Raw genomic sequence first — 18,864 nt, 5'->3', positions numbered from 1 at the left:
AAACAGGCTCGAAGGATGTCCGCAATGCCCCCCTTTACTAGTTGTGGCCGGATCCAGGCGGAAAGTCGGTCGTGTGAACTGGCTCTCAAAGTGCAGGTCAGGAGGGGTGCGTGTGCGGACATTTCGGGCATGTCGCACTACGGTGTCGGATCGTAGGTGACCTGCGTCATGTGGGGTGCTTCACCGGTGGGCCGACGTTCCGCGTGCGGGTGATCGCTCGGCGTCACCTTGTGGGCGTGTCGAATGTGACCGCGGTCTCGAACGCCGCCCGGCGCGTGGCCCGGCGCAGCGCCCTGAGGACCGCCGGGCCGAGCGTCAGGGTCAGGACGACCGTGCACACCGCCCGGCCCAGGTCCCAGCCGAGGGAGGTGGCCAGGCAGTACGCGAGGAAGCGGGCCAGGTTCGTGGGGACGGCGGCGTGCGGGTCGAAGGCGATGCCCGAGGCCAGCGCGCTCATGAAGGGCCAGCCCGCCAGGTTCATCACCGTGCCATAGGCGAGGGAGGCCAGGCAGCCGTAGGCGGACAGCAGCGCGAGTTCGGCCCGGCCGCGCAGCCGGTCCGGGCCCGGCAGCAGGCCCGCGCCCATCGTGAACCACCCCATGGCGAGCATCTGGAACGGCATCCAGGGGCCCACCCCGCCGGTGAGCAGGGCGGACGCGAACATCGTGACCGAGCCGAGGACGAAGCCGAAGCCCGGACCGAGGACGCGCCCGCTGAGCACCATGAGGAAGAACATCGGCTCGACACCGGCGGTGCCCGCGCCGATCGGCCGCAGCGCCGCACCGGTCGCGGCCAGCACCCCCAGCATGGCCACGGCCTTCGGCCCGAGCCCCGATTCGGAGATCGTCGCGGCGACGACGGCTACGAGGAGCACGAGCAGCCCGGCGAAGAGCCAGGGCGCGTCCTGCGCGTGGGCGCCGAGCTGGGAGGTGGGCGGGGCGAGGAAGGGCCAGCCGAAGGCGACCACCCCGACCGCGCCGACCAGGACGAGCGCGGTCGTGGAGCGGGGGCCGAGCAGAACGGGCCGGGAACCGGGACGGGGGCGGCGGGTCACGCCAGCGCCTCCCGGACCTGGGTGACCGTGAGCCAGCGCTGCGGGGCGAGGATCTTGGTCACCTGGGGTGCGAAGGACGGGGACGAGACGACGATGTCGGCCGTCGGGCCGTCGGCGATCACCTCGCCGTCGGCGAGCAGCACGACCCGGTGGGCGATCTCGGCCGCCAGTTCCACGTCGTGCGTGGCCAGCACGATGGCGTGCCCCTCGGCCGCGAGGCCCCGCAACACCGTGACCAGGCGGGCCTTCGCCGCGTAGTCCAGACCCCGGGTCGGCTCGTCCAGCAGGAGCAGGGGAGGGCGGGCGGCCAGTACGACGGCCAGGGCGAGCGCCAGCCGCTGGCCCTCGGAGAGATCGCGCGGGTGGGTGTCGTCGCCGATGCCCGGCAGCAGCTCCGACACCAGCGCACGGCAGGTGCCCGGCGCGGCCTCCGCGTCCCGGTCGGCCGCCGCGCACTCCGTGCCGACCGTGTCCGCGTACAGCAGGTCCCGTGGCTCCTGCGGAACCAGGCCGACCCGGCGCACCAGCTCGCGCGGCGGGGTGCGGTGCGGCACGGCCCCTCCGACGTGCACCGATCCGGCGGACGGTGCGACGAGACCCACGAGCGTGGAGAGGAGGGTGGACTTTCCGGCGCCGTTGCGGCCCATGAGGGCGACCGTCTCGCCGGGGGCGACGGTGAGGTCCACGTGCCGGAGCGCGTCGACGCGGGCCCGGCGGACGGCCAGGGAACGGACCTCGGCGGCAGCGGGGGGCGCGGCCTGCTCGGGGGTGCGCCGGAACAGGCGGCGGCGGGGGGCAGACGGCGGGGAAGCGGGTGCCGTGGCGGCGGTCGGCTGCGCGCTGGGGGCCGCGTCCCGCCCGGCGAGCCGGTCCCGGAGCCCGCCCGCCCGGCGGCGCGCGTCCCGGACCGTCAGCGGCAGCGGGGACCAGCCCGCCAGCCGGCCGAGGTCCACCACCGGCGGGTACACCGGGGACACGGCCATCACCTCGGCCGGGCTGCCGAGCAGCGGGGCGGCGCCGGGGGCGGGCAGGAGCACGATCTCGTCGGCGTACTGGACGACGCGTTCCAGCCGGTGCTCGGCCATCAGGACCGTCGTACCGAGGTCGTGGACGAGCCGCTGGAGGACGGCGAGGACCTCCTCCGCGGCGGCCGGGTCGAGCGCCGAGGTCGGCTCGTCGAGGACGAGGACCCGGGGGTGCGGAGTGAGCACCGAGCCGATCGCCACCCGCTGCCGCTGGCCGCCGGAGAGGCCGGCGATGGGCCGGTCGCGCAGATCGGCCAGGCCCAGCAGGTCGAGGGTCTCCTCGACGCGCCGCCGCATCACCTCCGGAGCGAGCCCCAAGGACTCCATTCCGTAGGCGAGTTCGTCCTCCACGGTGTCCGTGACGAAGTGCGCGAGGGGATCCTGGCCCACCGTGCCCACCACATCGGCGAGTTCACGCGGCTTGTGGGTACGGGTGTCCCGGCCGGCGACCGTCACCCGGCCGCGCAGGGTGCCGCCGGTGAAGTGCGGCACCAGCCCGCTGACCGCCCCCAGCAGGGTGGACTTGCCCACGCCCGACGGCCCGGCGAGCAGCACGAGTTCGCCCTCCGGCACCTCGAAGTCCACACCCCGGACGGTCGGTTCGGGCGACCCGTCGTACGTCACGGAGACATCCTCGAAGCGGATCACGACGACTCCTTGGGGACGACGGGGACGGGGACGGGGGAGACGGGGACGACGAAGGCGGGCAGCAGGGCGAGGAGTATCGCGGCCGCGGGCCAGAGCGGGAGCTGGGGTGCGGTCAGCGGTACGACCCCGGGGCGCAGGGCGTCGGGGTCGCTCACGGAGGCGAGGGTCAGCAGCGCGGCGACGGCCGCCCCGGACGCGGCGACCAGCCAGGCACGCGCGTCCCAGGCGTCCGGGCGGTAACGGGTGCGCAGGGTACGGCGGCCCCCGAGGCGCAGACCCGCGAGGGCGGCGGCGACCGAGACCAGCAGGACCGGCAGCCCGTACGTGCCGCCTTCGGCGGTGAGCAGGCCGTACGTGCCCGCGCACACGCCGAGCAGGCCGCCCAGGGTGAGGGCGGCGGTCGTACGGCGGATCCGGGCGGGGACGTCGGCGGTACGGCCGTAACCGCGGGCGTCCATCGCGGCGGCGAGCGCGACGGACCGCTCCAGCGCGCCCTCCAGCACCGGGAGTCCGACCTGGAGCAGGCCCCGTACGCCCCGGTCCGGGCGGCCGCGCAGCCGGCGGGCGGCGCGCAGCCGCTGGACGTCGGCGATCAGGTTCGGCGCGAAGGTGAGGGCGACGACCACGGCCACACCCGTCTCGTAGAGCGCGCCGGGCAGGGACTTGAGCAGCCGGGCCGGGTTGGCGAGGGCGTTCGCCGCGCCGACGCAGATCAGCAGCGTGGCCAGCTTCAGGCCGTCGTACACCGCGAACAGCACTCCCTCGGCGGTGACTTCGCCGCCCAGTCGGATGCCCTGCGCCCAGTGGGGGAGCGGGACTTCGGGGAGGGTGACGAGCACGTGCGTGCCGGGGACGGGGGAGCCGAGCACCACCGCGAAGGTGAGGCGGATGAGGAGGACGGCGAGGGCGAGCTTGGCGAAGGCGCCGTAGGAACGGGCCCAGGGGGCGGCGCCGCGGTGGGTGGCCACCACGTACGCGGAAGCCGTGACGAGGAGGGCGAGGAGGAGGGGGTTGGTGGTGCGGGTGGCCGCGGTGCCCAGGCCTATGGACCACAGCCACCAGGCACCGGGGTGCAGGGCGGTGACGCTACGCGCGGCCACGGCGCCGAGCCCGCCATATCGCCGCCGCGCCCAGCAGCACGACCACACCCACTCCCACCGGCAGGCCCACCGACGGGCCGTGCGAGGAGCCGTGCGACGGCTTGCTCCCGGCCGGATTCCCGTCTGGCTCCTCGCCCGGCTTCTCGGCCTGTTTCCCGGCCGCCACCTGCTCCCCGCACCCCTTCCGCGGATACCCGTCGATCGCACACAGCAGCGCGTTGGTGTCGTAGCGGAGCGGTCCGGCCACGGCGGCCAGCGCGTCCGCCGTCGTCCCGTCGGCCGGGACCGCCGCGCAGACCGTCCGGCGGCCGGGCGGGGTCTCGTCGGAGGGGGCGTCGGCGGCCGTGCCGAAGTCGAGGACCAGGGCGATGCGCTTCTTGCCGTCCCGCGCGGGCGTCTTGGCGCAGATCGCGTCGAAGTCCGCGGTGCCGCGCGGCCGCGTCGCACTGGCGGAGTCCTCGCTCACCGCGAAGCGGAAGCCCTGGACGTCGCCGTCGGCGGGACGCGCGGTCGACGGGCCCTGCGTGGCGTACGTCCAGTGGCCGCCGGTGCGCTCCCAGAAGGACCAGTAGCGGTAGCCGGTGGCCTGGGCCTGCCCGGCCGACACCACGCACAGGAACGCGGCCAGGAGTACCGCCCCGGCACGGCGGACGACGGTCACGGCTGCTGCTTCCTGCGGCGGCCGCTGAGCAGGAAGCCGATGCCGATGCCCGCGACGAGGCCGGTGCCGACGATCCACCACACCTTCGTCGCCTTCGTCCCCGAGTCGTGCTCGGCCCGCTCGGTCTCAGCGCCGGTCGCCCGAGCCGTCTGCGGCGCCGGTCCGGTCGCGTCGAGCGCCTTCACGAGGTCCGTGCCGCCGGAGTCGTGCGGGTCGGCGCCCATCGCGTGCGCGGCGAGGATCAGCTGGGCGTAGGCGGCGGGGCCGCTCTGCTTCGCCCACCGCGCGGAGTTCGTCACCAGCCAGGCGTACGGCTCCCGCGCCTGCCTCATCCGGCCCTGGGCGGCCAGCGCGACGACCGCGTCCGCGGTGTTGCCGTAGTCGGGCTGGTCCTTGGCGCCGGGGAGCGCCGAGGTGAGGTGGGCGGTGTCGTGCATCTCGTCCGCCAGATATGCGGCGCCGTTGCGGGCGATCTCCCGCGGGGTGAGCGGCTTGCCCGAGTCGGCGCAGGCGTTGCCCTCCTCCACCGCCTTCCCGGCCGTCGTCACGAAGCCCTTGCCGAGCGCGCCCAGCACCCCGGCGGCCGTCGCGTCGGCGTTGGCCGCCAGTTCGCCCTTCTTGTCCGGCTGGTAGGCGAGGGCGCCGCCGCCGTCCTCGTCGCAGGGGATGGACCACTTGGCGAGCAGTTCGGCCGGGGTCCTGCCCTCGGTACGGAGCTGGAGCGGCTGCTCCCCGGCCGCCGCGAGCGCGCCGATGACGACGGAGGTGGAGTTGGTGTCGCTGGGCGAGCCCGGCGTGTAACTCCAGCCGCCGTCCTTGTTCTGCATCATCTTCAGCCAGACGACGGCCTTGTGGACCTCGCCGTCGTGCTCGCCGAGCGCGTGCAGGGCCTGTACGGCGGCGGCCGTGCTGTTGGTGTCGGCCTGGGCGCCGGTCGCCTCGCACGTCTTGCCGGGGTCCGGGCGGTAGGCCGCGAAGCCGCCGTTGGCGCACTGCTGCCCGACCAGCCAGTCGACGGCCTCGGCGGCGGGCCGGACACCGACCGTGCGCTGGGCGAGCAGCGCGAGGGACTGCCGCCACACGCCGTCGTACTTCGGGTCCGCGCTGCCGTACAGCCCGGACGGGAGCGCCTTCGACGGGGAGGGCGACGGCGACGCGGCCATGGCGGGCGCGGCTGCGGCTATGACGCCGATGGCGGCGAGTACCGCGGCACTGCGGCGGACGTTCATTGGCGGCTTCTGCCTCTCCCTGCGGGGGAGCACGGGCAGCACGGGGACACCCCGCGCGGCTCGGCCCCGTAGACCTCGACGGTGCCGCGCACGGCGGGCCGCCGCGCACGTGAGCCGGTCAACTTCCCGTGCGTGGCGGTCCGGCTCACCGTCGTTGAAACGGCTCACGGTTGCGGGTCAGCGCCGGAATTGCACCGGCTTCGCCCCGTACGGGTGTGATGACGCCCGGACACTCTACCCGGCGGTAGACAGCGGCTGGGAGGCGGCTGCGCGCCAGGGGCACAGGCGAGGTGGTCAGGGTCGCGCCATGCCGTCGACGGGGAGACTGCTGGGTTCCGGCCGGACAGCCGACGTGTACGAGATCGACGAGGCGTGGGTGCTGCGCCGCGACCGGGAGGGGCGGGGGGACGCCGCCGCCGAAGGGGCGGTGATGACGTACGTGCGCGAACACGGTTACCCGGTGCCCCGGGTGCGGCCGTCCGGCTCGCGCACCGACCTGGTGATGGAGCGGCTGTCCGGGCCGACGATGCTCGCCGCCCTCCTGGACGGCTCGCTGGGCCCGGCCGAGGCGGGCGCCGAACTCGCCCGGCTGCTGCGGCTGCTGCACGCCGTTCCCGCCCGGGACTCCGCCGGCCCCGGTGCCCGCGTCCTCCATCTGGACCTGCACCCCGACAACGTGATCCTCACCCCGGACGGTCCCCGGGGCATCGACTGGAGCAACACCGAGGACGGTCCGCCCGGCCTCGACTGGGGCATGTCCGCGGTGATCCTCGCCCAGGCCGCCGTCCCGTCCGACCTGACGGAGACGGGACTGACCGAGGCATGGCGGCGGCGCGCGGCCAATCCGACGATGAGTGCCAGGGAGGTCGAACTCCTCGGGGGGACCGTGGAGTTGGTGCGGACGCTCACCCGCTGACGACCAGGGCTGCCCCGGGGTGTCCCGGGATGCCCAGGGATGCCCAGGGTGTCCCGACCCCCGATGCCGCTCCCCCATAGGCGGCACCCGGGGCCGGGGCCGGGTGGCGTCATGATCCTGTCCCGACCGGACCTCAACTGTCAACGATTGCTGCCTAATTCAGCAGCTGTCATTGACATCACTTCTCGACCGGCGGGCGACCCGGTAGCCTCGCGTCAACTCAGCCACGGAACCGACGACATGCCCAGGGGGGACCTCGGTGAGTGACGCCCACGCCCCGCTCGCCGGCCTGCTCGAACGGCTCGGGGAGCTGACCGAACGGCCGGGCCGGCTGCCCGAGGTCCTGGACGTGACCGACCTCTCGTACCGCACCGGCATCCCCGCCGAGGTGGTCGCCCGGTTGCTCGGGGGCGGCACCGCACCCGAGACCGGGCTGGCCGAACGGGTGCGGCAGCGGCTCGACTTCATCCGCGAGACCCGGCGCCGGCCGGACGGCAAGCGCTACGCGCTGGACGAACTGGCCAGGATCGCGGGCACCAGCCGGCAGTGGCTGAGCGAGTGGCGCAAGAGCGGCATGCCGAGCCTGGAACACACCGACCGGCTGCGCAGGTTCTTCGGCCTCCCGGCCGGATACTTCACCGCGGACGAGCCGGAGGCCCTGTACGAGGCGCTCCAGCCGGTGCTCCAGAGCCTGGAGGCGCAGGCCGACCCGCTGCTGCGGCTGCGCGAGAGCGGACTGGTACGACTGGCCATGCGCGCCCCGCGGATGAATCCCCGTCAGCTCGCCACGCTCGCCGACCTGGCGGAGATGATCATCACCTCCGAGGACACGTACGCGAGCGCGGACATCACGAAGGACGGTCAGTGAGCCGGAAAAGATCGCCGAAGCGCTTCCTCGCCCAGCTCGTCCGCGACACCGCCCGCACCCTGACCCCGCCGACCGAGCCCGAGGCGTTCCTGCACGCCGTGTGCGACACGCTCAGCCCGCAGCTGGACCGTCCCGTCCGGCTCAAGTTCGTCGCCTTCCCGCCGGAACTGGACGTCTCCGGGGTCACCTTCGCCAAGGACGACGAGTACATCGTCGTGGTCGAGGACCGCGCGCCCGGCGCGCACAAGTTCGTGATCGCCGGGCACGAGATCGGCCACATCTACTACCAGACCCTCGACGTGCACTACCCGGCCGGCCTGCCCACCGCCGCGCGCCGGCTGCTGTCCCAGGCCGAGGAGGACATCCCCTGGGAGCGGGTGGCCGCCATGGCCACGCGGTCCCCGGCCGCCGCGACCGCCGAGGCCGAGTGGGAGGCCGAGGAGTGCGGACTGCGCCTGGCGGCCAAGTTCGCCAAGGTCGTCGGCCCGTCGGCCGCGCCCGGCCGGACGACCCAGGACACCCTGACCGACCGCCTGTCGTCCTCGCTGGGCAACGCCGGCGGCCTGTGATGCGCTGGGACATAGCGGGCTCGTTCCTCGCCTACGCCGTGCCCGCCGTGCTGCTCGCCGTGGCCTTCGTGATCAAACTGCCACTGCTCAGGAGGGCGTGGCAGGACCCGATCCTGCGGGCGACGGCCCTGCTGCTCGGCATCGGCGCCATCACCTTCGCCTCCCTGCCGCCGGGCAACCTGCACCGCATCAACGAGCTGACCGGCGTGCCGAACTTCGCCGGCCTCTGGGTCTACTCGCTGCTCAGCGTCTACTGCGGCGCCTGCCTGTGGCTGATCGTCACCTGGCGCGAGCCGCCCTCCCCGGCCCGGCGCCGGCGCACCCGCACGATCTGGATCACGTACTCCCTGATCATCGCCGGCCTGTGGGTGACCTTCTTCCTCGGCGACCACCACGTCGAGCGGCTGCGCGACCTGGACACCTACTACGCGACGACGCCGTGGACGCGTGAGTTCGCCATGCTCTACCTCGTCGCCCACATGATGTCCGCCGTGGCCGCCGCGAGCATGCTGTGGGCCTGGTTCCGGGAGGTCCGCGACACCTGGCTGCGCCGCGCCGTGGTGTTCCTCCAGGTCGCCTACGCCCTCGGGCTCATCTTCGACGTCGCCAAGGTGGCCGCGATCGGCGCCCGCTGGAGCGGCCGGAACTGGGACTGGCTGTCGACGTACGTCGCGCCGCCGTTCGCCATCGCCGAGGCGATCCTGGTCGGGGTCGGCTTCATCGCCGGGCAGACCGGGCCGCTCGCCGAGGAACGCCGGCGGATGTGGCGCACCCACCGCCGCCTGGAACCGCTGTGGCAGGCCGTGCTGACGGTCACCGCCCCGTCCGCCCCGGCGACCGGCCGGGTCAGCGGCGCCGAACTCCAGCTCGAACTGCGCCGGGCCGCCATCAACGACGCCCTGCTCAAACTCGCCCCGCACCTGAGCGGAGCCCGCCGCGAGCGGGCCCGCCGCGCGGCCCTGGCGGCCGGTCACCCCGACTCCGCGGCGCGCGGCATCGCGGGCGCGGTGGACATCCTGGCCGCCGTCGACGCGGTGCGTTCCGCGGGGGAGGGGGAGGGCGTGGACCCGGGCCCCGCGCACGACGGCTACGAGCGTCCCTCCGATGTTCCGGACAGCGAGCTGGAGTCGATCGGGCAGGCGCTGCGTGTGCACTCGTCGGCCATCGACACGATCCGCGGGCAGCTGGCGGCTACGGAAGGTCTCACTTCGCATGCCTGAGGGCCGCATGCCTGAGGGCCGCATGCCCGCCGATGCGATGTCCCCGGAAAGCGAGCTGGAGTCGGTCGCGCAGACGCTGCGCGTGCACTCGTCGGCCATCGACACGATCCGCCGGCAGCCGGCGGCCACGGAAGGTCTCACCCCATATGCCTGAGAGAACGACCGCTCGCCGTCGCACCGCGATCGTGATCGGGGGCAGTACGACCGGGATGCTCGCCGCCTCCGTGCTCTCCACCCGGTTCAACGAGGTCACGGTGATCGAGAGCGACCGGCTGCCCGAGGGGCCCGAGCCGCGCAAGGGCCTGCCCCAGGCCCGCCACGCCCATCTGCTGTGGTCCGGGGGAGTGGCCGCGCTGGAGGAGCTGCTGCCGGGGATCGGCGGGGAGCTGGCCGGCAGGGGCGCCGGGCTGATCGACGTGATGACCGACCTGGTCAGCAAGGCGCCGTCGGGGCAGTGGTTCCGGCGGTTCACCGACTCACGGCACCACATGATCGTGTGCAGCCGGGACCTGCTGGACGCGGTGATCCGAGCGGACGTCCTGGCCCGGAGCCGGGTCACCCTGCTCGACGGGACGAGGGTGCGGGGGCTGGCCGGCGACCGGTCCCGTGTGACGGGCGTACGCGTACCCGGCGGGCCGGGGGCCGGGGAGACCGTCCTGTACGCGGACCTGGTGATCGACGCGAGCGGGCGGGCCTCCCAGGCCGACAAGTGGCTGGCGGCGATGGGCCTCGCCCCGGTCGTGGAGCGCGTGGTGGACGCGGGCGTCGCCTACGCCAGCCGCGTCTACCGGGCCCCCGGTGCCACCGCGGCCCTGCGCTACCCGGTCGTCAACGTCCAGGCGGACCCGCGCCGGGCGCCCGGCCGGGGCGGGGTCGTCGTGCCGGTCGAGGACGACCGCTGGCTGGTGACGCTGTCCGGCACGAGGGGCGGCGAACCGTCCTCCGACCCCGACGCCTTCGAGGAGTTCGCCCTCACCGGCCTGGAGGACCCCGTCATCGGCCGCCTGATCTCCCAGGCCGAGCCCCTCACGGACCCCGTGACCACCCGCAGTACGGCCAACCGCCGCCGCTACTACGAGAACGCCGAGGCCTGGCCCGACGGCTTCGCCGTCCTCGGGGACGCCGTCGCCGGGTACAACCCCGTCTACGGCCACGGCCTGACGGTCGCCGCGCAGAGCGTCATCGCCCTGCGCCAGGTCCTCGACCGCCACGGCCCCACCACGCCCGGCACCGCCCGCCGCATCCAGCGCGCGGTGGCCCGCCCGGTCGGCAACGCGTGGAACCTGGCGGTCGGCCAGGACGCGTACTACCCGGGGGCCGCCCCGCAGCCCCCCACCGCCGTCGAGCGCCTCCTGACGGCCTACGTCGACAAGGCGGTGGCCGCCGGCTCGGAAAACCCCCGCGCCCTGCGCGGCCTCCTGGACGTCATGAGCCTGAAGACCCCACCCACCCGCCTCTTCGCCCCCGACATGCTCTGGAACATCTGCTTCGGCCCCCGCAAGGGCCCCCTCCCCGGCCCACCGCTGACCAGGACCGAACGCGAGGCGGCGGGCCTCAGCTGACCGCCGGGGGCGGGCCGCCGAAGGGGGGAGCGATCTGGGCGGGCGCAGGGCGGCGGGCCTCAGCCGACCGCCCGCGGGGTCGGACCGCCGAACGGCAGCGACAGCACCCGGCTGTCCAGCAGCCACTGACCGTCGACCCGGCGGAACGCGTCCTCGTAGGTGCCGACCTGGACGGGTGCGCCGGTCGGAACGATGCCGCCCTCGTAGCCGTCCACCCGGTACGTCGAGAAGTACGAGGTGGCGACGGCCGTGTCCGGCGTGATCAGGGTGACGAGGATGTTGGACATCAGACGGCGGGAGAGCCGGTCGGCGGGACGCGAGCCGAAATAGTCCCGCAGCGCCGCACGGCCCTCGACCAGCCGCCCGTCCGCCGGCCAGGACCAGGTGCCGTCCTCGGTGAACAGCTCGGCGACGGAGGCGGGTTCACCGAGGTCGAGACGGTGGACGAACTCGTGGATGACGCGCTCGCAGGCGCGCTCGGCGAGAAGGTTCTCCAGGGGGTCCGTAAAGTCCATGAGACGGTCTACCAGCCGGGGCCCCGCCCGCTCGACCGGTTAAACGGCCACGTACGCCACCGGCTCGCCCCCCGCCACTGCCTCCGCGCGCCCCAGCTTCACCAGCCTGCGCAGATGGGCCTCCGCCTCCGACACCGCGATGGTCCGAGACCCGTACGGGATCTGCTCCCAGGGCCGGTTCCACTCCATCCGCTCGGCCAGCTGCCAGGGGGTGAGGGGCTCGGCGAGGAGGAAGAGCAGGCCGGTGAGGCGGGCCTCGTGGTGGGCGAGCAACTCCCGGACCCGGGACGGCGCGTCGGTGAAGGCGTACTGGTGGGCCGGGAGGACCTCGGCGGGGGCGAGGCTGCCGACCCGCTCCAGGGCGGCCAGATAGTCGCCGAGGGGATCGGTGACGGTGGCGTCGTCGGGATCCTCGTACAGCCCGATGTGCGGAGTGATCTCGGGGAGCAGGTGGTCGCCGGAGAAGAGGCGGCCGTGGCCGGGGAGCCGGGCCGGGTGCTCCTCCTCCAGGTGCAGGCAGACGTGGCCCGGGGTGTGACCCGGCGTCCACAGGGCGCGCAGACGGCGGCCGGGGAGGCCGAGGAGTTCGCCGGGGACGATCTCGCGGTCCGGCAGCGCGGGGGAGAGACCGGGCACGGCGCGGCGGCGACGGCCGGCGCGCAGCGGGGCCACGTGCTCCTCCGGCGCTCCGGCGGCCGTGAGCTTGGCGGCCATGTAGGTGTACCAGCGCTCGGGGTCCGTCTCCCGCGCCCGGCGGACGATCGCCGCATCGGCCGCGTGCATCGCGAGCCACGCCCCGGAGGCCTCCCGCACCTGCCCCGACAGCCCGTGGTGGTCGGGGTGGTGATGGGTGATGACGACCCCATGGACCTCCGCCACCGCGGTGCCGAGGGCCGTCAGCCCGGCCACCAGGGTGTCCCAGGACGCCGGGTCGTCCCAGCCGGTGTCGATCAGCACCGGCCCCCGGTCGGTGTCGACCACGTACACCAGCGTGTGCCCGAGGGGGTTGTCAGGAATCGGAACCGCTATGGACCGTACGCCGCCACCGTGCTCGAACGTCTTCGTCATCCGTCCTCCGCCCCGTCCCTCCGGCCCGTGACCATTGCCCACTATAACTAGAACTGATATCAGTTCTGAAACAGCGTCAGATACGGTGCGGCGGGAGGCGGTCGGTCATGAGCGAGCTCGTGGAACACGGACAGCTGTTCATCGGTGGGGAGTTGACCGACCCCCTGGGCAAGGACGTCATCGAGGTCGTCTCGCCGCACACCGAGGAGGTCATCGGGCGGGTGCCGCACGCCTCGCGTGAGGACGTGGACCGGGCCGTCGCCGTGGCGCGCCGGGCCTTCGACGAGGGGCCCTGGCCGCGTGCGACCCTTCAGGAGCGGATCGAGGTCGTCAGCCGCATCAAGGACGCGATCGCGGTACGCCACGAGGAGATCGCCCGCGTGATCTCCTCCGAGAACGGCTCCCCGTACTCCTGGAGCGTCCTCGCCCAGGCCCTCGGCGCGATGATGGTGTGGGACGCGGCGATCAGGGTCGCGCGGGACTTCACGTACGAGGAGACCCGCGACGGAGTGCTCGGCAAGATCCTCGTCCGCCGCGAGCCGGTCGGCGTCGTCGCCGCCGTCGTCCCCTGGAACGTCCCCCAGTTCGTCGCCGCCGCCAAGCTCGCGCCCGCCCTGCTCACCGGCTGCGCGGTGGTGCTCAAGCCGTCGCCCGAGTCGCCCCTGGACGCCTACATCCTCGGCGAGATCGCCAAGGAGGCCGGGCTGCCGGACGGGGTGCTGTCCATCCTGCCGGCCGACCGCGAGGTCAGCGAGTACCTGGTCGGGCACCCCGGCGTCGACAAGGTCTCCTTCACCGGCTCGGTCGCGGCGGGCAAGCGCGTGATGGAGGTCGCCGCGCGCAACCTCACGCGCGTGACGCTGGAACTGGGCGGCAAGTCGGCGGCGGTCGTCCTGCCCGACGCGGACGTGGCCGCCTCGGTCGCGGGCATCGTCCCGGCGGCCTGGATGAACAACGGCCAGGCCTGCGTAGCCCAGACCCGCATCCTCGTACCCCGCTCCCGCTACGACGAGTTCGCCGACGCCTTCGCCCAGGCGGCGGGCGCGCTCACGGTCGGCGACCCGCTGGACCCGGCGACCCAGGTGGGCCCGCTGGTCGCCCAACGGCAGCAGCGCAGGAACCTCGACTACATCCGTATCGGCCAGGAGGAGGGCGCCAAGATCCTCACCGGCGGCGGGCGGCCGGCCGGGCTGGAACGCGGCTGGTACGTCGAGCCGACCCTCTTCGGCGACGTCGACAACTCCATGCGCATCGCCCGCGAGGAGATCTTCGGCCCGGTGATCTGCCTCCTGCCGTACGGTGACGAGTCCGAGGCCCTGAAGATCGCGAACGACTCGGACTACGGCCTCTCCGGCAGCGTGTGGACCTCGGACGTGGAGCACGGCATCGAGGTCGCCCGGCAGGTCCGTACCGGCACCTACTCGGTCAACACCTTCAGCCTCGACATGCTCGGCCCGTTCGGCGGCTACAAGAACTCCGGCCTGGGACGGGAGTTCGGCCCGGAGGGGTACGGCGAGTACCTGGAACACAAGATGATCCACCTCCCGGCCGGCTGGGAGGCGTAGAACGCCATGGGCGACCGCTGGCACGTCGAGGTCGACCGTTCCGTCTGCATCGGCTCCGCCCAGTGCCTCCACCACGCCCCCGACGGCTTCCGCCTCGACACCGCCCGTCAGTCCCATCCGGTCGAGGCGGACACCGACGCGAACGAGAAGGTGCTGGCGGCGGCGGAGAACTGCCCCGTGGAGGCCATCGCGATCACGCTGGTGGGCAGCGGGGAGGCGGTGTTCCCGCCGGAGGAGTAGTCGGGGGAGTAGGAGAAAAAAGTCCCCTTTGGGGGGTTCCATAGCGCACCGGACGACTTATCCTGAAAGAGCCTACGGGGCGAGTGAGGGAGTCCGACCGGAGTAGCCGACTCTGGCGCGACGCCGAGAAGGATTCGGCATCCGCCGTGGCCGACATCGATCGGTCGGTCTGAGAGGCCGGAAGGCAGCAGTAAGGCCGGAAAGCGACCCCGATTACCTGATCCGGGCAATGCCGGCGAAGGGAACCCGTCTCGTAGGTTTTCGCATGCGCTCACGCGTCCGCGGGCGGTGGGCCGCGACGAGCGCCGCCGCCTTCGCGGCTCGGCGCGGGCGGCCGCGGCGAGGACGGACAGCGTCTCGTCGGCGTAGTGGCCCCGGATGCCCGGCCTGCCCTACTCCTGCGTTCCAGGAGCCATCGCCACGCGATCCCGGCGCCCGCCGCCCGCCGCCTCAGTCGCGGGACGCCTCGCCGCCCGCCGGATCCGTCAGGTCGATCAGGCGGCACACCGTCTCGATGTCGATCTTGACCTGGGCGATGGAGGCGCGGCCCGACAGCCAGGTGATCAGGGCCGAGTGCCAGGTGTGCTCGATCACCCGGACGGCGGAGAGCTGCTCGGGGGTCGGGTCCTCCAGGCCCATCGCGTCCAGGATGATCGCCGTGGTCTGCCGGGAGACCTGGTCGACCTCCGGCGAGACGCTGCGGTCGGCGAAGGTGAGCGCGCGGACCATGGCGTCGGCGAGGTGCGGCTCGCGCTGGAGGGCGCGGAAGGCCCGCATCAGGGTCTCCGCCACCCGCTGGGCCGCCGTATCGCCCGCCGGGGGCTTCTTCCGGAGCGTGCCGTGCATGTGCTCCAGCTGGTCCTGCATCGTGGCGACCAGCAGGTGCACCTTGGACGGGAAGTAGCGGTACAGCGTGCCGAGCGCCACCTGGGAGGACTCGGCGACCTCCCGCATCTGCACCGCGTCGAAGCCGCCCCGGCTGGCCAGCTGTGCGCTGGCGTGCAGGATCCGGCGGCGCCGGGCCTGCTGCCGCTCCGTCAGAGGGGCGGAGGCGGGGTGCGCGGTACTGGATTCCACCTTGGCGTGCGCAGGCATCGGTCCCGTTCCGTGACAGTCGGTGAGGCGGCCGTTGAGGGCGAGTGATCACCCAGCATGGCAGGGGCCCGGCCGTGGCGCGAATCACCTGATCCACTGCTCCCTGCGCCCCTACCTGCCGGTAGATTCAGAGCCTCTTGAACGATCAAGTCTGAAACTTGTTCTAGATTAGCGTCCCGACGTAGTCTCGCGGACAGAGCAGGGAGAAGGGGGCTCAGAGTGACCGCTGAGGCCAGGGAGGCGGGCGTCGAAGAAGCCCCCGCCGCCGACGGCGAGCGACCGCTCCACATAGCGCTCCTCACTTATAAAGGGAACCCGTTCTGCGGCGGCCAGGGCGTCTACGTCCGGCACCTCTCCCGCGAGCTGGCCCGCCTCGGCCACCGGGTGGAGGTCATCGGCTCCCAGCCCTACCCCGTCCTGGACGAGGACGAGGGCCACGACGGCCGGCTGAGCCTGACCGAGCTGCCCAGCCTCGACCTGTACCGCCAGCCCGATCCCTTCCGCACCCCGGGCCGCGACGAGTACCGCGACTGGATCGACGCCCTCGAGGTCGCCACCATGTGGACCGGCGGGTTCCCGGAACCCCTCACCTTCTCCCTGCGCGCCCGCCGCCATCTGCGCGCCCGGCGCGGCCGGTTCGACGTCGTGCACGACAACCAGACCCTCGGCTACGGCCTGCTGGGCGACATAGGCGCCCCGTTGGTCACCACCATCCACCATCCCATCACGGTGGACCGGCAGTTGGAGCTGGACGCCGCCGACGGCTGGCAGCGCCGCTACTCGGTCCGCCGCTGGTACGCCTTCACCCGTATGCAGAAGCGCGTCGCCCGCCGGCTGCCCTCCGTGCTCACCGTCTCCGGCACCTCCCGCCAGGAGATCGTCGACCACCTCGGCGTCCGCGACGACCGCATCCACGTCGTCCACATCGGCGCCGACACCGACCTCTTCTCGCCGAATCCGGCGGTGCCCGTCGTCCCCGGCCGGATCGTCACCACCTCCAGCGCCGACGTGCCGCTCAAGGGTCTGGTCTTCCTCGTCGAGGCGCTCGCCAAGGTGCGCACCGAGCACCCGGACGCCCACCTCGTCGTCGTCGGCAAGCGCGCCGAGGACGGACCCGTCGCCCAGGCCATCGAGCGGTACGGCCTGGAGGGCGCCGTCGAGTTCGTGAAGGGCATCTCCGACGCCGAACTGGTCGACCTGGTCCGCTCGGCCGAGGTCGCCTGCGTGCCGTCGCTGTACGAGGGCTTCTCCCTGCCGGCCGCCGAGGCCATGGCCACCGGCACCCCGCTTCTCGCCACGACCGGCGGCGCGATCCCCGAGGTCGCCGGGCCCGACGGGGAGACCTGCCTGGCGGTGCCGCCCGGCGACGCGGGTGCGCTGGCCGCCGGGCTCGGCCGGCTGCTCGGTGACCCCGGACTGCGTGCGCGACTCGGCGCGGCCGGGCGCGAGCGGGTGCTCCAGCGGTTCACCTGGGCGCGGGCCGCCGAGGGCACGGTGGCCCGGTACCGCGAGGCCATCGGCCGTTCCGGGGCCGGGAACCCAGGCCGCCCCACGGCCGCAACAGGCGTCTACTCCGAAAGCAGGGCCACGTGCTGACCGTCGACTTCTCCCGGTTCCCGCTCGCCCCGGGCGACCGCGTCCTGGACCTCGGCTGCGGGGCCGGCCGGCACGCCTTCGAGTGCTACCGGCGCGGCGCGCAGGTCGTGGCCCTCGACCAGAACGCCGAGGAGATCCGCGAGGTCGCCAAGTGGTTCGCGGCGATGGAGGAGGCGGGCGAGGCCCCCGCGGGCGCGACCGCCACCGCCATGGAGGGGGACGCCCTCGCGCTGCCCTTCCCCGACGAGTCCTTCGACGTCGTCATCATCTCCGAGGTGATGGAGCACATCCCCGACGACAAGGGCGTACTGGCGGAGATGGTCCGGGTGTTGAAGCCCGGCGGCCGGATCGCCATCACCGTCCCGCGCTACGGCCCGGAGAAGGTCTGCTGGACGCTGTCCGACGCCTACCACGAGGTGGAGGGCGGCCACATCCGCATCTACAAGGCGGACGAGCTGCTGGCCAAGATCCGCGAGGCCGGCCTCAAGCCGTACGGCACCCACCACGCCCACGCCCTGCACTCGCCGTACTGGTGGCTGAAGTGCGCGTTCGGCGTCGACAACGACAAGGCGCTGCCCGTGCGGGCGTACCACCAGCTGCTGGTCTGGGACATCATGAAGAAGCCCCTCGCGACCCGGGTCGCCGAGCAGGCGCTGAACCCGCTCATCGGCAAGAGCTTCGTGGCGTACGCGACCAAGCCGCACCTGCCCCAGGTGGACGCCAAGTGACGACCCCCCGGACAGAACACCTCGTCCTGCCCGGGGTCCTCACCGCCGAGCAGGCCGCCGAGACCGTACGCGGCATCCTCGCGGTGCAGCGGGAGGACGGCGCGATCCCGTGGTTCAGGGGACACCACCTCGACCCGTGGGACCACACCGAGGCGGCCATGGCCCTGGACGCGGCCGGCGAACACGAGGCCGCCGAGCGGGCGTACACCTGGCTCGCCCGGCACCAGAACGAGGACGGCTCCTGGTACGCGGCGTACGCGGACGGGGCGCACGACGACGTCACCGACCGCGGCCGCGAGACCAACTTCGTCGCCTACATAGCCGTCGGCGTCTGGCACCACTACCTCGCCACCGGCGACGACACGTTCCTGGACCGCATGTGGCCCTGTGTGTACGCGGCGTTGGAGTGGGTGCTGCGCTCGCAGCAGCCCGGCGGACAGATCGGCTGGCGGCGCGACGAGGACGGCAGTGGCACGGCGGACGCGCTGCTGACCGGCAGCTCCTCCGTCCACCACGCGTTGCGGTGCGGCCTCGCCATCGCCGAGCAGCGCGAAGAGCCCCAGCCGGACTGGGAGTTGGCGGTCGGCGCGCTGCGCCACGCGATCCGCCGGCACCCGGAGCGCTTCCTGAACAAGGACCGCTACTCGATGGACTGGTACTACCCGGTCCTGGGCGGGGCCCTGACCGGCGCGGAGGCGAAGGAACGCATCGAGGCCGACTGGGACCGCTTCGTCGTGCCCGGCCTCGGCGTCCGCTGCGTCGTCCCCAACCCCTGGGTGACGGGCGGCGAGTCCGCCGAACTCGCCCTGGCCCTCTGGGCGATGGGCGAGTCCGACCGCGCGCTGGACATCCTTCAGTCCATCCAGCACCTGCGCGACCCCGGCACCGGCCTCTACTGGACCGGCTACGTCTTCGAGGACGACGCCGTCTGGCCCCGCGAACTCACCAGCTGGACGGCAGGCTCCCTGCTTCTCGCGGTCGCCGCCCTCGGCGGCCACGAGGCCACCTGCGCGGTCTTCGGCGGCGAACACCTGCCACCGGGGCTGGACCCGGACTGCTGCGCCTAGCCGTCCGGCGGTTCAGCGGGGACACGGGCCCGAGCCACCGGGGTGTGTGGCCGGAGCGCCCGCGTACCCCCGGAGGGGTGTGCCGGTGCGCCGGCCTCGCCGATGGTGCTGTGTCTCCCGGGGTCCCCCCGAGCCCCG

19 protein-coding genes and 1 riboswitch are annotated in these 18,864 nt (G+C 73.4%); of the genes, 11 read left to right on the top strand and 8 right to left on the bottom strand.

Translation table 11 applies throughout. The features are described 5' to 3' along the window. Window positions 1-223: 223 nt before the first annotated feature. The 5 genes from ABZ915_RS32160 to ABZ915_RS32140 are packed head-to-tail and all read right to left on the bottom strand — an operon-like array spanning window position 224 to window position 5,717. Window positions 224-1,054, bottom strand: coding sequence for an ECF transporter S component (locus ABZ915_RS32160; RefSeq protein WP_361810518.1), 831 nt, complete (start codon window positions 1,052-1,054; stop codon window positions 224-226). After that, on the bottom strand, window positions 1,051-2,727 hold the full coding sequence (locus tag ABZ915_RS32155) for an ATP-binding cassette domain-containing protein (RefSeq protein WP_361810516.1): 1,677 nt from the start codon (window positions 2,725-2,727) through the stop codon (window positions 1,051-1,053). The genes ABZ915_RS32160 and ABZ915_RS32155 overlap by 4 nt, the downstream gene beginning before the upstream one ends. Next, window positions 2,724-3,827 (bottom strand): energy-coupling factor transporter transmembrane component T, encoded by a 1,104-nt coding sequence (locus ABZ915_RS32150; RefSeq protein ID WP_361810514.1) that lies wholly within the window; start codon window positions 3,825-3,827, stop codon window positions 2,724-2,726. The genes ABZ915_RS32155 and ABZ915_RS32150 overlap by 4 nt, the downstream gene beginning before the upstream one ends. Continuing rightward, a complete protein-coding gene (locus ABZ915_RS32145) occupies window positions 3,814-4,488 on the bottom strand; it encodes an SCO2322 family protein (protein WP_361810512.1) in 675 nt (224 codons plus the stop codon). Before ABZ915_RS32145 ends, ABZ915_RS32150 begins: the two co-directional genes overlap by 14 nt. Beyond that, window positions 4,485-5,717, bottom strand: a complete 1,233-nt coding sequence (locus ABZ915_RS32140; protein WP_361810510.1) for a prenyltransferase/squalene oxidase repeat-containing protein — start codon at window positions 5,715-5,717, stop codon at window positions 4,485-4,487. The genes ABZ915_RS32145 and ABZ915_RS32140 overlap by 4 nt, the downstream gene beginning before the upstream one ends. Window positions 5,718-5,830: 113 nt before the next feature. Then, window positions 5,831-5,967: riboswitch (cobalamin riboswitch) on the bottom strand. Between the two features lie 57 nt (window positions 5,968-6,024). Here ABZ915_RS32140 and ABZ915_RS32135 point away from each other — a divergent pair. The 6 genes from ABZ915_RS32135 to ABZ915_RS32110 all read left to right on the top strand — a co-directional run bounded on the left by ABZ915_RS32135 (window position 6,025) and on the right by ABZ915_RS32110 (window position 10,852). Beyond that, window positions 6,025-6,633: a phosphotransferase gene (locus ABZ915_RS32135; protein ID WP_361810508.1), complete on the top strand. Its 609-nt coding sequence runs from the start codon at window positions 6,025-6,027 to the stop codon at window positions 6,631-6,633. Window positions 6,634-6,892: 259 nt separating this feature from the next. Beyond that, window positions 6,893-7,501: an XRE family transcriptional regulator gene (locus tag ABZ915_RS32130; protein ID WP_361810506.1), complete on the top strand. Its 609-nt coding sequence runs from the start codon at window positions 6,893-6,895 to the stop codon at window positions 7,499-7,501. Next, on the top strand, window positions 7,498-8,070 hold the full coding sequence (locus ABZ915_RS32125) for a hypothetical protein (protein ID WP_361810504.1): 573 nt from the start codon (window positions 7,498-7,500) through the stop codon (window positions 8,068-8,070). Before ABZ915_RS32130 ends, ABZ915_RS32125 begins: the two co-directional genes overlap by 4 nt. Continuing rightward, complete coding sequence (locus tag ABZ915_RS32120; protein ID WP_361810502.1) at window positions 8,070-9,290, top strand: MAB_1171c family putative transporter; 1,221 nt, start codon at window positions 8,070-8,072, stop codon at window positions 9,288-9,290. The genes ABZ915_RS32125 and ABZ915_RS32120 overlap by 1 nt, the downstream gene beginning before the upstream one ends. Further along, window positions 9,283-9,444, top strand: coding sequence for a hypothetical protein (locus tag ABZ915_RS32115; RefSeq protein WP_361810500.1), 162 nt, complete (start codon window positions 9,283-9,285; stop codon window positions 9,442-9,444). The genes ABZ915_RS32120 and ABZ915_RS32115 overlap by 8 nt, the downstream gene beginning before the upstream one ends. Further along, complete coding sequence (locus ABZ915_RS32110; RefSeq protein WP_361810498.1) at window positions 9,437-10,852, top strand: FAD-dependent monooxygenase; 1,416 nt, start codon at window positions 9,437-9,439, stop codon at window positions 10,850-10,852. The genes ABZ915_RS32115 and ABZ915_RS32110 overlap by 8 nt, the downstream gene beginning before the upstream one ends. Before the next feature lie 59 nt (window positions 10,853-10,911). Here the strand turns inward: ABZ915_RS32110 and ABZ915_RS32105 are convergent, their stop codons facing one another. Together ABZ915_RS32105 and ABZ915_RS32100 are read right to left on the bottom strand one after the other, a co-directional pair. Continuing rightward, entirely contained in the window at window positions 10,912-11,367 is a 456-nt protein-coding gene (locus tag ABZ915_RS32105) for a nuclear transport factor 2 family protein (RefSeq protein WP_361810496.1), read from the bottom strand. Between the two features lie 39 nt (window positions 11,368-11,406). After that, window positions 11,407-12,435, bottom strand: a complete 1,029-nt coding sequence (locus ABZ915_RS32100) for an MBL fold metallo-hydrolase (protein ID WP_361810494.1) — start codon at window positions 12,433-12,435, stop codon at window positions 11,407-11,409. A 107-nt stretch (window positions 12,436-12,542) separates the two neighbouring features. Here ABZ915_RS32100 and ABZ915_RS32095 point away from each other — a divergent pair, with 107 nt between their 5' ends. Together ABZ915_RS32095 and ABZ915_RS32090 are read left to right on the top strand one after the other, a co-directional pair. Further along, on the top strand, window positions 12,543-14,000 hold the full coding sequence (locus tag ABZ915_RS32095; RefSeq protein ID WP_361810492.1) for an aldehyde dehydrogenase: 1,458 nt from the start codon (window positions 12,543-12,545) through the stop codon (window positions 13,998-14,000). A gap of 6 nt (window positions 14,001-14,006) precedes the next feature. Continuing rightward, the gene (locus ABZ915_RS32090) at window positions 14,007-14,240 is read left to right on the top strand and encodes a ferredoxin (RefSeq protein ID WP_361810490.1); all 234 of its coding nucleotides are present in this window, start codon (window positions 14,007-14,009) and stop codon (window positions 14,238-14,240) included. Between the two features lie 450 nt (window positions 14,241-14,690). Here the strand turns inward: ABZ915_RS32090 and ABZ915_RS32085 are convergent, their stop codons facing one another. Next, window positions 14,691-15,335, bottom strand: a complete 645-nt coding sequence (locus ABZ915_RS32085) for a TetR family transcriptional regulator (protein WP_361810488.1) — start codon at window positions 15,333-15,335, stop codon at window positions 14,691-14,693. A 219-nt stretch (window positions 15,336-15,554) separates the two neighbouring features. On the opposite strand from ABZ915_RS32085, the gene ABZ915_RS32080 reads away from it, so the two are divergent. From ABZ915_RS32080 to ABZ915_RS32070, 3 genes are read left to right on the top strand one after another with little or no spacing between them, the layout of a single operon-like run. After that, a complete protein-coding gene (locus ABZ915_RS32080) occupies window positions 15,555-16,931 on the top strand; it encodes a glycosyltransferase family 4 protein (RefSeq protein ID WP_361810486.1) in 1,377 nt (458 codons plus the stop codon). Then, window positions 16,925-17,659 (top strand): class I SAM-dependent methyltransferase, encoded by a 735-nt coding sequence (locus tag ABZ915_RS32075; RefSeq protein ID WP_361810484.1) that lies wholly within the window; start codon window positions 16,925-16,927, stop codon window positions 17,657-17,659. Before ABZ915_RS32080 ends, ABZ915_RS32075 begins: the two co-directional genes overlap by 7 nt. Further along, window positions 17,656-18,726, top strand: coding sequence for a prenyltransferase/squalene oxidase repeat-containing protein (locus tag ABZ915_RS32070; RefSeq protein ID WP_361810482.1), 1,071 nt, complete (start codon window positions 17,656-17,658; stop codon window positions 18,724-18,726). The genes ABZ915_RS32075 and ABZ915_RS32070 overlap by 4 nt, the downstream gene beginning before the upstream one ends. Window positions 18,727-18,864: the final 138 nt, after the last annotated feature.

Origin of the sequence: Streptomyces sp. NPDC046915, assembly GCF_040644935.1 — a bacterium.
Lineage (GTDB): Bacteria > Actinomycetota > Actinomycetes > Streptomycetales > Streptomycetaceae > Streptomyces.
This window is presented reverse-complemented; position numbering and strand designations above follow the sequence as displayed.

Coding starts and splice junctions, on each gene's coding strand:
- ABZ915_RS32140 (WP_361810510.1), bottom strand. CDS start 5,717: ATGAACGTCCGCCGCAGTGCCGCGGTACTCGCCGCCATCGGCGTCATA.
- ABZ915_RS32135 (WP_361810508.1), top strand. CDS start 6,025: ATGCCGTCGACGGGGAGACTGCTGGGTTCCGGCCGGACAGCCGACGTG.
- ABZ915_RS32120 (WP_361810502.1), top strand. CDS start 8,070: ATGCGCTGGGACATAGCGGGCTCGTTCCTCGCCTACGCCGTGCCCGCC.
- ABZ915_RS32115 (WP_361810500.1), top strand. CDS start 9,283: ATGCCTGAGGGCCGCATGCCTGAGGGCCGCATGCCCGCCGATGCGATG.
- ABZ915_RS32110 (WP_361810498.1), top strand. CDS start 9,437: ATGCCTGAGAGAACGACCGCTCGCCGTCGCACCGCGATCGTGATCGGG.
- ABZ915_RS32105 (WP_361810496.1), bottom strand. CDS start 11,367: ATGGACTTTACGGACCCCCTGGAGAACCTTCTCGCCGAGCGCGCCTGC.
- ABZ915_RS32100 (WP_361810494.1), bottom strand. CDS start 12,435: ATGACGAAGACGTTCGAGCACGGTGGCGGCGTACGGTCCATAGCGGTT.
- ABZ915_RS32095 (WP_361810492.1), top strand. CDS start 12,543: ATGAGCGAGCTCGTGGAACACGGACAGCTGTTCATCGGTGGGGAGTTG.
- ABZ915_RS32090 (WP_361810490.1), top strand. CDS start 14,007: ATGGGCGACCGCTGGCACGTCGAGGTCGACCGTTCCGTCTGCATCGGC.
- ABZ915_RS32085 (WP_361810488.1), bottom strand. CDS start 15,335: ATGCCTGCGCACGCCAAGGTGGAATCCAGTACCGCGCACCCCGCCTCC.